General features: G+C 57.2%; 13 protein-coding genes. 3 read left to right on the top strand and 10 right to left on the bottom strand.

Annotated features, from left to right (window positions below; translation table 11 throughout):
• Nucleotides 1-34: 34 nt before the first annotated feature.
• The 5 genes from AOC04_RS10460 to dapF all read right to left on the bottom strand — a co-directional run bounded on the left by AOC04_RS10460 (nt 35) and on the right by dapF (nt 4,106).
• A complete protein-coding gene (locus AOC04_RS10460; protein WP_073509154.1) occupies nt 35-706 on the bottom strand; it encodes an amino acid ABC transporter permease in 672 nt (223 codons plus the stop codon).
• Between the two features lie 26 nt (nt 707-732).
• Complete coding sequence (locus AOC04_RS10455) at nt 733-1,422, bottom strand: amino acid ABC transporter permease (RefSeq protein WP_060693093.1); 690 nt, start codon at nt 1,420-1,422, stop codon at nt 733-735.
• 104 nt (nt 1,423-1,526) lie between these two features.
• Complete coding sequence (locus AOC04_RS10450; protein ID WP_060693091.1) at nt 1,527-2,324, bottom strand: ABC transporter substrate-binding protein; 798 nt, start codon at nt 2,322-2,324, stop codon at nt 1,527-1,529.
• A gap of 104 nt (nt 2,325-2,428) precedes the next feature.
• On the bottom strand, nt 2,429-3,181 hold the full coding sequence (locus AOC04_RS10445; protein ID WP_157883486.1) for an amino acid ABC transporter ATP-binding protein: 753 nt from the start codon (nt 3,179-3,181) through the stop codon (nt 2,429-2,431).
• A gap of 28 nt (nt 3,182-3,209) precedes the next feature.
• A complete protein-coding gene (gene dapF / locus AOC04_RS10440) occupies nt 3,210-4,106 on the bottom strand; it encodes a diaminopimelate epimerase (RefSeq protein ID WP_060693088.1) in 897 nt (298 codons plus the stop codon).
• A gap of 609 nt (nt 4,107-4,715) precedes the next feature.
• Between dapF and AOC04_RS10435 the strand changes: the two genes are divergently transcribed.
• Genes AOC04_RS10435 through AOC04_RS10425 form a run of 3 tightly spaced genes read left to right on the top strand, consistent with a single transcriptional unit; the run spans nt 4,716 to nt 8,564 of the window.
• Complete coding sequence (locus AOC04_RS10435) at nt 4,716-6,149, top strand: aldehyde dehydrogenase family protein (protein ID WP_060693086.1); 1,434 nt, start codon at nt 4,716-4,718, stop codon at nt 6,147-6,149.
• A gap of 4 nt (nt 6,150-6,153) precedes the next feature.
• Nucleotides 6,154-6,969: a shikimate dehydrogenase family protein gene (locus tag AOC04_RS10430; protein WP_060693084.1), complete on the top strand. Its 816-nt coding sequence runs from the start codon at nt 6,154-6,156 to the stop codon at nt 6,967-6,969.
• Nucleotides 6,966-8,564, top strand: coding sequence for a GMC family oxidoreductase (locus AOC04_RS10425; protein ID WP_060693081.1), 1,599 nt, complete (start codon nt 6,966-6,968; stop codon nt 8,562-8,564). The genes AOC04_RS10430 and AOC04_RS10425 overlap by 4 nt, the downstream gene beginning before the upstream one ends.
• A gap of 70 nt (nt 8,565-8,634) precedes the next feature.
• Here the strand turns inward: AOC04_RS10425 and AOC04_RS10420 are convergent, their stop codons facing one another.
• From AOC04_RS10420 to AOC04_RS10400, 5 genes are all read right to left on the bottom strand, one after another.
• Nucleotides 8,635-9,882 carry an aspartate aminotransferase family protein gene (locus tag AOC04_RS10420; protein WP_060693078.1) on the bottom strand — a complete coding sequence of 416 codons (1,248 nt, stop codon included), beginning with the start codon at nt 9,880-9,882 and terminating at the stop codon, nt 8,635-8,637.
• Nucleotides 9,883-9,972: 90 nt separating this feature from the next.
• Entirely contained in the window at nt 9,973-10,797 is an 825-nt protein-coding gene (locus tag AOC04_RS10415; RefSeq protein WP_060693075.1) for an ABC transporter permease, read from the bottom strand.
• 5 nt (nt 10,798-10,802) lie between these two features.
• On the bottom strand, nt 10,803-12,050 hold the full coding sequence (locus tag AOC04_RS10410; protein WP_060693073.1) for an ABC transporter permease: 1,248 nt from the start codon (nt 12,048-12,050) through the stop codon (nt 10,803-10,805).
• Nucleotides 12,051-12,060: 10 nt separating this feature from the next.
• Complete coding sequence (locus tag AOC04_RS10405) at nt 12,061-13,188, bottom strand: ABC transporter ATP-binding protein (protein ID WP_205891802.1); 1,128 nt, start codon at nt 13,186-13,188, stop codon at nt 12,061-12,063.
• A gap of 97 nt (nt 13,189-13,285) precedes the next feature.
• The gene (locus AOC04_RS10400; RefSeq protein ID WP_335337694.1) at nt 13,286-14,206 is read right to left on the bottom strand and encodes an ABC transporter substrate-binding protein; all 921 of its coding nucleotides are present in this window, start codon (nt 14,204-14,206) and stop codon (nt 13,286-13,288) included.
• Between the last annotated feature and the right edge of the window lie 130 nt (nt 14,207-14,336).

Genomic DNA, 14,336 nt, shown 5'->3' with positions numbered 1-14,336 from the left:
TAAAAATTCTATTGGCGCGTATGGGTGATGGGTTTTATCGGTGTTCGAGGGCGCCAAAGCGCTTTTCTGCCAGCTTCGACAGGTAGAGAAGCGGGTAGCAATAGGCGAAATAGAGCAGGGCGATCACGCAGTAAATGAACATCAGGTGCTGCGGCATGCGGACAATCAACACTTCGCCCTGGCGCGTGAGTTCAGTGATGCCGATGATGGATAAAATAGCGGTACTTTTGATGATGTTTACATACACGCTTCCCAACGGCGGCAGGGTCAGCGGGATAGCCTGGGGTAACACGACGTGAACCAGCGCCTGAAATTTGCTCATCCCGACTGATCGAGCTGCTTCAACCTGGCCGTGGGGGACGGTCAGAATTGCGGAGGCCACGATTTCAGTCGCATAGCTCGACGTGTAGAGCGTCAACGATACGATGGCGGCGGTGTAGGCGTTGAACTTGAATATCTCAAGCCCCGTAGCAGGCAGTACAAAGTAGATGATGTAGACCTGCACCAGGTAGGGGGTACCCCTGAACAGGTGCAGGTACAGACCGATAATATTTTTGAACAAGAACCTGCTCTGAGAGCGGATGACCCCTAACACGAGCCCCAGCAGTACGCCGAGTGCAATGGCGATGAGGGATATCTGCACGGTCATCCACAGCCCTTTGAACATGAATGGCAACAGCGCCTGAAGCACTGTCGCTTTGGTCATGATCCATTCCATGATTATTTGATCCCCTACCGAGTTTGCCAGTTGGCGCCGCATTTGCGCCGGACCAGGTGAGAGAGCAGTAGCAGCAGTACATAGATAAACAGGTAGCAAGCGGCGGTGGTCAGGTAACTCTCGGTCGCCACGACCGAATCTGAAAACATGTACAGGCCTGCGCTCATTAGCTCTGTGACTGCGATGATGCTCAGCAGGGACGTATCCTTGATCAGGATGGCTGCCTGCCCTATCAGCGGAGGGGTGACGTTAGCCAGCGCCTGCGGCAGCACCACGTGGAGCATCCGTTGAAATGGACTCATGCCGACGGACATCGCCCCTTCAAACTGGCCGCGGGGAATCGATTCGATACCGGCACGGATAATTTCTGCCATGTAGGGTGTCGTGTGAATCGTCAGTGCGATAAGGCCGGTCTGGAGTTCATTAATGTTTTTGCCGAACGCAAACAGCGCCGGAAGACCGTAGTAAACCAGGTAGATCTGCATCAGCAGCGGTGTGGCGCGGATAAACTGGATATACGCCGCCGCTGGCCGCCACAGGAAAGCGCTTTTCGACATGCGCATGAGTGCTACAAATATGCCGAAAAACACCGAAAGCACTAAACAGACTGATGCTATTTCAAGGGTTGTCAGTACGCCGTTTAAAAATACATCCCGGTATTTGTATACGATGCCGAAGTTGAAACTATCCAGTGCAAAACTCATTGCGACGTAACCTCATCCAGCAAGCCGAACTCTTTTTGTGCGCGGTAACAGTTAGCCGTAGGCCGCCCGGTTAAATGACGGCCAGCATCACCGCGCGCTCACCTTTACTTGTGGTCGGCTTCCCACGCCGTAGAGTTCCACCAGTAGTCGGTACGCTCTTTCAATCGACCGTCGATTTCGATGAGGCGAATATAGTTATTGAGTGCCAGCAGCAAGTGCACAGAGTCTGGGCGGGTGGCGAAGCTCAATGGCTCTTTAGTCATGGTTCCGTCGAGTACTTCCAGCTCGGGCGAGGAGTTGACGAAGGTCGCTATTTGCGCACGGTCCGAGATGCCTGCATCTGCACGGCCGGAGACAACGGCCTGAACGGTCTGGGCGTTGCCACCACCGAATTCTTTCAACTGAGCCTTGGGCAGGATTTTTTTGGCCGCATCCGCATAGCTGGAAGCCTGGGTAGCGCCCACGGTAATAGCAGGATTGTTGAGGGCTTCCCACGATTTGAAATGCTTGTCTTTGTTGGCGAATGCCACGGTCTCCAGGTAGAAGACGGGATTGGTGAAAAGCACCTGCATATTGCGCTTTGCCGTCGGCGTCATGTCGGCGGCGATAAGATCAGCCTTACCGGACGTCAGTGCTGGAATGAGGCCTTTCCAGTCGTAGTCCTGAATGACCAGTTTGACCCCCATGTCGTCGGCGAACATGCGGGCAATATCAATCGCCAAACCGGCGCGCTCGCCATTTTTATCAATAAAGCTGACGGGAGGGCCCTGGGTTTGCACGGCAATCGTAAGTGTTCCATTTTTGTTGATGTCGTCCATGGCGTCGGCCTGTGCCAACATCGGCACGGTCGCTAATGCAGAAGCGACAAGAACATTTGCCAGCAAGCTTTTCAATAAATGCATCGCACTATGCCTTTCTTTAATTGTGATTAATCGGCAGTTTATTGGGGTTAGCTGTCGTTCATTTCAGTGCGCCTTCTTAGGCGTCTTGTTTTCGTTGCGGCGGTTTAAATGCACGGTGCTGCTGACACGCGGCCCAGGAAACTGGCAACCCGGTCGCTGGGGGCAGCGAAAAACTTGTCAGCGGGAGCCTCATCGACAATCTGTCCGGCCTCCATGAAAATCACCCGGTCGGCCACGTCGCGAGCAAAGCCCATTTCGTGAGTGACTACGACCATGGTCATCCCTTCGGCGGCGAGTTCCTTCATCAGTTGCAGTACCTCTCCCACCGTTTCTGGATCCAGTGCTGATGTGGCCTCGTCAAACAACATGACTTTCGGGTTCATCGCCAACGAACGCGCAATTGCAATGCGCTGCTGCTGACCCCCGGAAAGCTGGTGCGGGTAGTTATTGGCACGGTCCGGCAGTCCTACTTTTTGCAGTAACGTGCGCGCGATTTCCTCGGCTTCTTCTTTCGATCGCTTCAGGACGATTGTTTGCGGGATGACAATATTTTGAAGCGCTGTTTTATGGGCGAACAGGTTGAAGTTCTGGAACACCATGCCGACTTCTGCGCGCAGTTTATTAATGTCTGTTTTGCGATCGGTCAAGCTGACGCCATCAATCCAGATTTGCCCCGAGCTAATGGTGTTTAACCCGTTAAGTGAGCGCAGCAAGGTACTTTTCCCTGAGCCACTCGGGCCGATGATGACCACCACTTCACCCCGGTTGATGTGGTTGTCCACATTTCTGAGTGCATAGACTTCCTGGCGACCATTAATGCCGCTGAAGACTTTCGATACTGATTCTATTTTTATAATGCATGACGACCTGCGTTCATCAGTCATTTTAAGCCTCGTGTGTTTCCAGCAAATATCCAGCAAACGCAATGACAGTAGGCCCCGTCAGAGTGAGTTGCCCTTTATCGTCTTGCTCGATTGTCAGGGCTCCCCCCGGCATATACACCGTCACAATACTGGACTGAATAAGTCCCTTCGCTCTGGCCGCTGCCACGGCGCAACATGCTCCGCTGCCACACGCCTGGGTCAGAATGCCCGGTCGCTCCCAGACAGTCAGGCGAATGGCTGTTTCGCCAATAATCTGGGCAACACCTATGTTGGCGGACTCTGGCAGGAGTGGATCCTGTTGGGCCTGGGCGGCATGGCGCGGGATATCGACACTTTGTAAATCATCAACAAAGAACACCAGGTGCGGGTTGCCGATATTCAGAGCCACTGCCACTTGGAGCGGCCCGTGATTCATTCTGACATTCAGGGTGTCAGTGGCTTGTGCCAACGGGATGGAATGCCAGTCTAGATTGACTGTTCCCATCGCAACACTTATCTGGCCCGATGCTTCGTTGCGCCAGCATCGCAGGTTGCCACCGCCTGTTTCGATCACAACTTGGTCTGTTGCACTTTCCTTTAAAAGAAGGTCGGCAACACAACGCGTGGCATTGCCGCAAGTTTGGGCTTCGCTGCCATCTACGTTATAGATTCGCATGCGGGCATACACACCCAAAGCGATACCGTTTAAGGTCGCCGGCTCAATAACGAGTAACTGGTCCGCTCCAACACCGGCTTCAACATTGCAAATATCGGCAATGATGTCAGGCGATGGAGTGAAGGAACGTTCGCGTCCATCGACAATAACGAAATGGTTCTTCAGTCCGTGCATTTTTATAAACGGACGTGCGAACTTGACCAGATCAGCCCATACCGGCACCGGCAGATTGACAGTCAGCATGTAGGGCTCTTATTTCATCGAACATTAGATGTAGAGCAAACTAACAGTCACGCAGGTATCCGGTTAATACTTATTTTGTCGAAGGCCATTCATTATTGATATGCCATGATATATCCCGTTCTTTGCACCATTACGGACCACTGACACGTTCAACTAGGCTAACGCTGAGACGTAAAAGTTTTTGATGATCCACACAACTATGCACCGCTATGGTGCTTTTTTTTTGCCCGTCGCTGAGTGCAGGGTTATCAGCACTATCACTCCCCAACTATGCAGTCGCCTGCCACGTACCCGCTAATCAGGGTTTTGGCTGTGCGTATCCGGAATAGCATGTGTGAACCAGCGTCACAGCTAGCGCGTAGACGATGAATTATCAGAGGCGTATGTTTTGCCCATCGCCCTTTGGCGCGAAAGCATGCCCCTCTGGCTTCACCAGGAAGACCGGTTACATGACCCAATAAATCACTGTCGGGTCGGTCGATGGTTTCTATGAGCGGCTTCAAATAAACGGGTCGGGACCGCTTGATTGCGTTTGGCTGGCGTTCTTCAGGGCGCCGGATCAACGCGTTCGGGGTGGTACGGGCAAGTGTGTTCGCGGGAGTCATTCGCATGAATAAAAACTATATAGGCGGCGAGTGGGTCGCTGGCGCTGATGTGAACCTGAACATCAATCCTTCGGATACCAATGATGTGGTGGGCGAGTACGCCCGGGCCGACGCGGCTCAGGCGCACGCGGCGGTGGATGCTGCATTTGACGCGCAACCGGCATGGGCCGGATTTACTGCAGAACAGCGCAGTGACGCGCTGGACCGTATCGGTACCGAGGTGCTGGCACGTCGCGAAGAGTTGGGCCGTTTGCTCGCCCGTGAAGAAGGTAAAACCCTGGCCGAAGGCATTGGCGAAGTGGTGCGGGCCGGGCGAGTGTTCAAGTTTTTCGCCGGTGAAGCATTGCGGTTGTCGGGCGAGCGCCTGGCTTCGATCCGCCCCGGGGTTGAAGTGGATGTACGCCGCGAGCCTGAGGGCGTGATCGGGATTATTACGCCGTGGAACTTTCCGATTGCGATCCCGGCCTGGAAGATCGCCCCCGCGCTGGCATTCGGCAATACCGTGGTATTCAAGCCGGCTGATCTGGTACCGGGCAGTGCCTGGGCACTGGCCGAAATCATTGTGCGCGCCGGTGCGTTGCCGGCAGGCGTGTTTAATCTGGTCATGGGCCCGGGCTCGAAAGTCGGCGATGTGTTCGCAAAATCGCGCAAGGTCAGGGCCATCACCTTCACCGGCTCGACCGGTACCGGTCGCCAGGTCGGCCTGGCATGCATGGAGCGGGGCGCCAAGGTGCAGCTGGAGATGGGCGGCAAGAACCCGCTGATTATTCTGGACGATGCCGACCTGGAGCAAGCCGTCGAAGTGGCAGTGTCCGGTTCTTACTTTTCCACCGGCCAGCGCTGTACCGCTTCAAGTCGGCTGATCGTTCAGGACGGCATTCATGACCGCTTTGTCGAGGCCGTGGTGCAGCGTCTGGCCGCGCTCAAGGTCGATAACGCCTTGGCTGAGGGCTGTGACATCGGCCCCGTGGTTTCTCAGGCGCAGCTCAAACAGGATTGCGATTACATCGATATTGCCCGCCATGAAGGTGGAAATCTGGTGTTTGGCGGTGAATTGCTCGAGCGCGCCACCGATGGTTTTTACCTGTCGCCAGCCCTGATCACCGAGACCGGTAATGACATGCGAATCAACCGCGAAGAAGTCTTTGGTCCGGTCGCCAGTGTTATCCGGGTGCGCGATTATGACGAGGCGCTGGCGCTGGCCAACGACACCGAGTTCGGTCTTTCCTCGGGCATCTGCACCACATCCCTTAAGCACGCGTGCGATTTCAAACAGCGCTCGGCGGCGGGCATGGTGATGGTCAATGTGGCCACTGCAGGTGTCGATTATCACGCGCCCTTTGGTGGAAGAAAGGGCTCCAGCTACGGCTCCCGCGAGCAGGGTTCCTACGCTCGCGAATTCTATACCGGCGTGAAAACCGCCTATACCCTGGCGTGATGCGATGACAGACATAACTCAAATCAGTGGCAACACCCGGGTCTACGCAATCATTGCCGACCCGATTCACCATGTGCAGACCCCACAGGCGATGAATGCGCTGTTCTCGGCCCGCGGCGAAGACCGGGTGCTGGTGCCTTTTCATGTGGCACCGGCCGACCTTGCCGGGGTCGTGTCGGGCTTGCGGGGCATTCAGAGCCTTGACGGGTTTATTGTGACGGTGCCGCACAAAACCGCCATTCTGGAGCTGTGCGATACCCTCTCTGACGCAGCGGTGCTGGTGGGCGCGGCGAACGTTGTGACGCGCTCAGGCGACGGCAAGTTGCATGGCGAAATCCTCGATGGCGAGGGCTTTGTCAGCGGGTTGCGCCAGGCAGGTATCGAGCTTGAGGGGCGCAGTGTGTATCTGGCCGGCGCCGGTGGTGCGGCCAACGCCATCGCTTTTGCGCTGGCTGCGGCCGGGGTGGCCTGGCTGACCATAGCCAACCGCACGAGCGCCAAGGCCCAGTTGCTGGTGGACCGTATCGCCAGTGCGTTCCCGGAACTGCAGGTGGTGGTCGGCACCTCTGATCCTGCCGACCATGATCTGGTGGTCAACGGCACTTCCCTGGGACTCAAAGAAGGTGATGCCCTGCCGTGTGACGTGACCCGGCTCACCTCGCAGCAGATCGTCGCCGAGATCATCATGCAACCGGCGATCACACCCTTGCTTGCGGCCGCACAAAAAGTCGGCTGCCGGGTACACGAAGGTTTACCCATGCTGCTGTGCCAGATCGAATTGATGGCGGCGGCGATGGCTTCCAGACGGGTCGAACCATGAGCACCTTTGATTACATCATCGTCGGCGGCGGCACTGCCGGCTGCATCCTCGCCAACCGGTTGACGGCCTCTGGCAAGTACCGGGTATTAATGATCGAGGCCGGTGGCGAACCCAAAGGTTTCTGGATTCCGATCCCGGCCGGTTTCAGCAAGCTGTTGACTGACAAACGTTACAACTGGCGCTTCAAGACCCAGGCCGAAGAAAACACTCGGGGCCGGGAGATAGCTGTACCGCGGGGCAAGGGCCTGGGCGGCTCGACCCTGATCAACGGCATGATTTACGTGCGCGGTCAGCCCGGTGATTACGACGCCTGGGAAAGCGGTGGAGCCAGGGGGTGGAATTTCGACACCCTCAAGCCCTATTTCAAAAAGATCGAAAACTACGCCCAGGGCGATCACCGTCGTGGGCATGAAGGCCCCATGCATCTGGACCAAGTGCGTGAGCGCTACCCGATTTCCGATGCCTTCATGCTCGCGGCGAAACAGGACGGTCAACCCTTCAACGCGGACTACAACGGCGATGACCAGACCGGCTTTGGCTACTACCAGGTCGCTCAGCACAAAGGCCGGCGCTGGAGTGTGGTCGACGGCTATCTGAACCCTGCCAGAAACCGGCCGAACCTGACCATCCAAACCCATGCCCATGTGTTGCGCCTGGAGTTGAAAGGGGCCCGCTGTACCGGTGTGACCTACCGCCAGCGAGGCGAGGAAGTCACGGTCAATGCGGCCCAGGAAGTGATCCTGTGCGCAGGCTCGATCCAGTCGCCACAAATCCTCGAACTCTCAGGGATTGGACGGCCCGATGTCCTGGAAAAAGTCGGCATCGCGCTCAAGCATCGGCTCGACGGGGTGGGCGAGAACTATATCGATCACTTCGCGACCCGCATGAACTGGAAGATGAAAAATACCGTCACTCTCAACGAACTGGCACGTGGCTGGCGGCTGGGCATGGCGGTGGCCGAGTACTTCACCCGCCGTACGGGGATTCTGACCCTGGGCACTGGTCTGGTACACGGCTTTGTAAAAACCGCCCCGACCATGGCTACCCCGGATGTGCAGTATTTTGTGGTGCACGCCAGCTACGCCAACGCAGCGGAGCGGATTCTCGACAAGCATCCGGGGATGACGATCGGGGTCAGTCAACTGCGGCCCAGGTCCAGGGGCAGTATCCATATCCAGTCTGCCGATCCGGATGTAATGCCGGCCATCCGCCCGAACTTCCTGAGCGTGGAAGAAGACCGCGTCAGCTTGATCGAGGGCATGAAAATCGCCCGGCGGATCATGCAGCGGCCGGCCATGCAGGCATTTGTCGAGGTCGAGACCGGCCCCGGGATTGAAGTTAAAACCGATGAGCAGTGGCTTGAGTTTGCCCAGGCCAACGGTCAAACCATCTATCACCCGATTGCAACCTGTCGCATGGGGGAGGACGCCGATGCAGTGGTGGATTCGTCACTGCGGGTACGCGGCCTGACCGGCCTCAGGGTGGTGGATGCCTCGGTTATTCCATCCATGGTCTCCGGCAATATCCAGGGGGCCGTCATGGCCGTGGCGGAACGCGGTGCGGACCTTGTTCTGGGCAGTGCTTCACTGGTTTGAAGCTGTGATGGGAGATTGATTTTCAGGCACAAAAAACGCCGGTCAGGGCAACTGACTGGCGTTTTTTTTATCAGGCATTGGCGAATTCTGCGCTTAGCCGGGCAGCCGCCTGTGCAAAGGCGTTCTTCATTTCTTCGATCACGCTGTCGGTGTGTTCGAAGCTGATGTAGATCCGCCCATAGGGCGACGGCATCATCAACAGCCCGGCTTCACGCAATGCCAGATGCAGAGCCAGGGTGAACCGCGGGTTGGCTGCCCGGGCGGCCTGCTCGTAAGTGCCGGGCGCCGTGGCACCGAGCCAGATTCCGAATACATTGCCGTAGCCGCTGGTGGTAATGGTCACGCCATGGGCCTTGAACAGGCTTTCTATGGCTTGGCGCAAATGGTTGCCGCGGGCCATCAGCGCTTCATAGTCGGCAGTGTCCAGTTGTGCCAGGGTGCTGGTTACGGCTGCGCAGGCCATGGGGTTTCCGCTGAAGGTGCCGCCACGAATCACCCGGCCCTCTTCAAAGCCGGCCAGGATGTGCGGCTTGCCGACCACGGCGGAGACCGGCACGCCGTTACCGATGGCCTTGCCGACACTGGCGAGGTCCGGGTCCAGACCCTCGAGCACACCCGCCAGGCCGGCATACAGCCGAAAGCCCATCAGCACCTCATCACAAATCACCAGGGCGCCGTGTTGGTGGGCGATCTCCTGTACATGCTTGAGGTAACCGGGCAATGCCATGATGCAGCCGGCGTTGGCCAGCATGGGTTCAAGCACAACGGCGGCAATGTCCGGATCTTCGGCAAACAGCCGTTCGACATCGGCAAAGTCGTTGTAGCGCAGCAGGGTCGTGCGCTCGGTCGAGGGGCGCTGGCCATCTTCGAAACCGGCTTCGGTGGAGCTGACATTGCCGTAGCTGACGTCATCAAACCAGCCGTCGAAACCGCCCGCCATCTTGGCAATCTTGCCGCGGCCGGTGTAAGCACGGGCGGCGCGGCAGGCCAGGTGTACCGCTTCGCTGCCGGAGTTGGTGAAGATGACCTTTGACAGTTCGCCGGTATGGCTGGCCAGCGCAGTTGCCGCGCCATGTTCACGTACATGGGCCCAGGAAGGGGCGGCACTGTCGCCCAGCGCTTCGCTGACCGCCAGGTTTACTCGGTCATTGGCATGGCCGAGCAGCACTGCGCCGAAGCCCAGCGCGGTATCGATGTAGCGTCGCCCATCAGCATCTTCAAGACAGGCGCCCTTGCCCTTGCGAATAAACAGCTTTTCACCGTTCAGGTCGGGCAGGATGCGGGCTGCACTGGAAACATCACCCACTAGATTAGGCATAGGAACCTCTGAATTTTGACAGTAGTTAGCCGTCCCGGCCTGGCGGCCGGAAGGAAGGTTAAGGTGTTTTGGCGAGCCGCAGCGGGCTGGCTAGGGTTGCTGGATTTTCAGCTTCTCGTTGCGCCGGCGCAGCACTTCCAGGGTCAGTAGCATCAGCACCGAGAGGATGACCATGATGGTGGCAACGGCGGCGATATTGGGGCTGATGTTCTCCCTTATCCCCGAGAACATTTGCAGGGGCAGGGTTCTTTGCGAAGGGCTGGCCAGGAACAGGGTGACCACCACCTCATCGAAAGACGTGGCAAAGGCAAACAGTCCGCCCGAGATAACGCCGGGGGCAATCAAGGGCAGCACCACCTTGAAAAACACCGTCAGTGGCGGGGCGCCGAGACTGGCTGCTGCCCGGCTCAGGTTGATATTAAAGCCCTGCAGCGTCGCATTGACGGTGATCACCACAAACGGCACACCCAGCATGGCGTGCGCCAGGATCAGGCCGATGTAGCTGTTGAGCAGTTGCAGCCGGGCAAAGAAGAAGTACAGGCCGACCGCAACGATGACCAGCGGAACAATCATCGGTGAGATCAGAAAAGCCATCACCAGGCCTTTGCCTCGAAAGTTGCCACGGCACAGGCCCACCGATGCCATGGTGCCGAATACCATGGCCAGCAAGGTGGCAAACGGCGCAATGATGAAGCTGTTCTTGAACGCCTGGCGCCACTCTTGAGACGACATCAGCTCTTCATACCAGCGAAAGGAAAAGCCATCCATCGGGTAGGTCAGAAACGATGTGGAGTTGAACGACAGGGGAATGATCACCAGTACCGGCACAATCAAAAACAGCAACACCAGCAATGAGATCGAGACCAGTCCCAAGCGGGCCAGTTTCTCTGCAGTGGAAGCATAAGGCTGCATCATGGTGATTACCTCGCCTGGTTCGGGTTAGTGAGTTTGCCGTACACCGAATACAGCAGCAGTGTGGCAATCAGCAGCAGGCTGCCCAGCGCCGAGGCCATGCCCCAGTTAACGGTTTTGTTGGTGTAGAAGGCGACGAAGTAGCTGACCATTTGATCGGCAGCCCCACCGACCAGGGCCGGGGTTACGTAGTAGCCGATGGCGAGAATAAAGGTCAGCAACCCGCCCGCCGCCAGGCCGGCGAATGTCTGAGGAACATAGACCCGCCAGAATGCAACGAACGGGTGGGCGCCCAGTGAGATTGCAGCGCGAACGTAATTCGACGGAATGCTTTTCATCACGCTGTAGAGCGGCAGGATCATGAATGGCAGCAGCACATGGGTCATGGCAATGATCACCCCGGTGCGGTTGAACACCAGTTGCACAGGGGCGTCCACCACGCCGAGGACCATCAGGGAGCGGTTGATCAGTCCGTCGGCCTGCAACAGCACGATCCACGCTGCGGTGCGTACGATCAGTGAGGTCCAGAAAGGCAGCAGCACGCAGATCATCAGCAGATTGCTTTTGCCTTCAGGCAACGTGGCCAGCCAGTAAGCGACCGGGAACCCCAGCAACAGGCAGAGCAGGGTTACTACTCCACCGATATAGAAAGTGCGGGCGAAGATATCGACGTAGATCGACTGGTTCGGCTCGGCTTTGACAATGCTGCCCGTGGCGGAGTCGACCCGGTGATCGAGCGCGGCCAGCAGGAAATAAGGGGTCAGGGTCGACGAGGCCTGCTTCAGGGCTTTCCAGTATTTGACTTCTCCCCAGGCACTGTCGATTGCGATCAGCGCCTCCTGCTTTGAGGCGACATTGCTGTCCGGCAGGTTGCGCAGGGTCTTGGTGATAACGCTGCGATATGCCGGGATCTCATAGCTCAGGCGTTTGGACAGGGCGCCGATCTGACCGTTTTCCCTGGCGCTGGCCAGGTCTGTGATCAGGGCGGCGTAAGTACTCTCACCAGGCAGCGACTTGCCGTTCCATGCTGCCAGTGCCTGGGTGGTGGCGGGCATGGCAGTGTGAACATCGGGGTTGTCGACGCTTCGCGTGAGCATGGTGCCGATAGGAAAGGCGAAACACACCAGCACAAACACAAACAGCGGTGCGATGAGCAGCAGCGATTTGAGTTTGTAGGAGCGCTGGGATTTTTTGAGCTTGGCCCGAAGGTCGATCGCTTGCGTCTTGGGGTGAACTAGTGCGGCTGACTGACTCATGATCGGCGACTCAATGCGTGGTCATGTCCAGGGCACGAATGTGCTCCGGCGCCCAGGAAACGGAAATCGTGCTGCCGACTGTCCAGCTGGCATTCATTTGCGAGGCCGGCAGCTTGATCATGAAATCCGGTTGCCCTGCAATTTCAGTGATCATGCGCACGTGGTCACCCAGATAGATGTACTCCTGGATCCGTGCAGTCAGCGGTGAGCTGCCGGCAGGTCCGACAATTACCCGCTCCGGACGGATACACAGGGCCACCTGATCACCGGGTACTGCCTCAACCGCCGATATAGCCCGGATCAGGCTGCCGTCGGCCAGACGCGCAACCGTGAGGCCTGCGTCCTTGTAAACGAAGGTGCCGAGCAGGGTGTTGTTTTCACCGATAAATTGCGCAACGAAGCGGGTGGTCGGGGCTTCATAAATGGCTGGCGGTGAGTCGATCTGCTGGATGATGCCGTCATTGAACACCGCGACCCGGTCCGACATGGTCAGTGCTTCGCTCTGGTCATGGGTCACATACACCACGGTCAGGCCTAGTTGCTGGTGCAGGTGTTTGATTTCCAGTTGCATGTGTTCACGCAACTGCTTGTCGAGCGCGCCCAGGGGCTCATCCATCAATACCAGCTTGGGTTCAAACACCAGCGCCCGCGCCAGTGCGACGCGCTGCTGCTGACCGCCCGACAGCTGCGCCGGGTAGCGTGTGGCGAACTCGGAGAGTTTCACCATATCCAGTGCTTTACGTACTTTGGCTTTTCTGTCGACGCTGTTCATTTTGCGCACTGAAAGCGGAAAGGCGAGATTTTGCTCGATGGTCATGTGCGGAAACAGCGCGTAGTTCTGGAACACCATGCCGATATCGCGCTTGTGCGGCGGCAGATTGTGCAGCGGCTTGTCCTTGAGAAAAATCTCGCCGTGGGTCGGCGTTTCGAAACCGGCCAGCATCATCAGGCTGGTGGTTTTACCCGAACCCGACGGGCCGAGCAGGGTGACGAACTCACCCTCTTTGATATCTAGGTTCAGGTCCTTTACGACGGGACGAATGCCATCGTAGGTTTTCTGGATATTTTTGAAACTGACCAGATGTTTCAAGGGGCAATCCTCATTCGTGAGTAGGCACCAAGCATCTTTGCTACTCATCTGCCTGTTCACGGGAAATGAAGAAGCAATGGTTGAACGCTCAAGCGCTATCACCTGCCACCCGGGAGCGAATGGCAGGCTGATCCAGGCAGGTCTGTTACTTCTGGGCAACCCAGGCGTTAAAGCGCTCGGTCAGCGGTTCAATGTTTTCCACCCAGAAATCCACATCAATCGGCACCGAACGGGCAAGGTTTTCAGGGGTTGTCGGCAACACCGCCTGGAGGTCTGCCGGTACCAGCTCGTTGGCTTTTTTGTTGGTCAGGCCGTAAGCGATGAACTTGGGCAGTTTTGCCTGATTTTCAGGCTTGCTGGCGAAGGCGATAAAGTCCATGGCGGCGGCTTTGTTCGCGCTGCCTTTGAGCACTGTCCATGAGTCGATGGCCGAGACGCTGCCATCCCACAGGAACTTGAAGTTCTTGCCTTCGGTGTTGTTGAACCCGGTGATGCGGCCGTTGTAGGAAGAGCTCATGACCACGTCGCCCGCGGTCAGCATTTGCAGGGGTTGGGCGCCGGCTTCCCACCACACAATGCTCGGCTTGATTTGCTGCAGTTTGTTGAAGGCACGGTCGACGCCTTCAGGCGTACGCAGTACCTCGTAAACCTCGGAAGGTTTTACCCCGTCAGCAATCAGTGCGAACTCCAGAGAGTATTTAGGGCCTTTGCGCAGGCCGCGTTTGCCGGGGAATTTCTGGGTGTCGAAGAAGTCGGCCCAGGAGGTCGGTCCGACTTTGAGTTTGTCACCATCCCACGACAGACCGGTGTTCCAGACGATGTTACCGACCCCGCATTCATTCACGGCCTCGGGGATGAAATCAGCCTTGTCGCCGATCTTTGCCCAGTCGATCTTTTCGTAAAGCCCGGACTCGCAGCCCAGTGCAAGGTCTTCAGCTTCAACCTCTACCACGTCCCAATTGGGGTTGCCCGCCTTGACCTTTGCGTCAAGCACACCCACGCCACCGTCCCAGCTCTGGTCGAGTACATTTTTGCCTGTCTGTTTTGCATAAGGGGTGAAGAACAACTCGCGCTGAGCATCCTGGAAATTTCCCCCCAGGAAACGATTGTCAGGTCACGGGCGCTGGCCGCTTGAGAAACGGCAATACCGATGAGGGCAAATCCAAAAGCTGCAAAAGCGTGGCATGGTTTGTGCA

Origin of the sequence: Pseudomonas versuta (assembly GCF_001294575.1) — a bacterium.
Lineage (GTDB): Bacteria > Pseudomonadota > Gammaproteobacteria > Pseudomonadales > Pseudomonadaceae > Aquipseudomonas > Aquipseudomonas versuta.
This window is presented reverse-complemented; position numbering and strand designations above follow the sequence as displayed.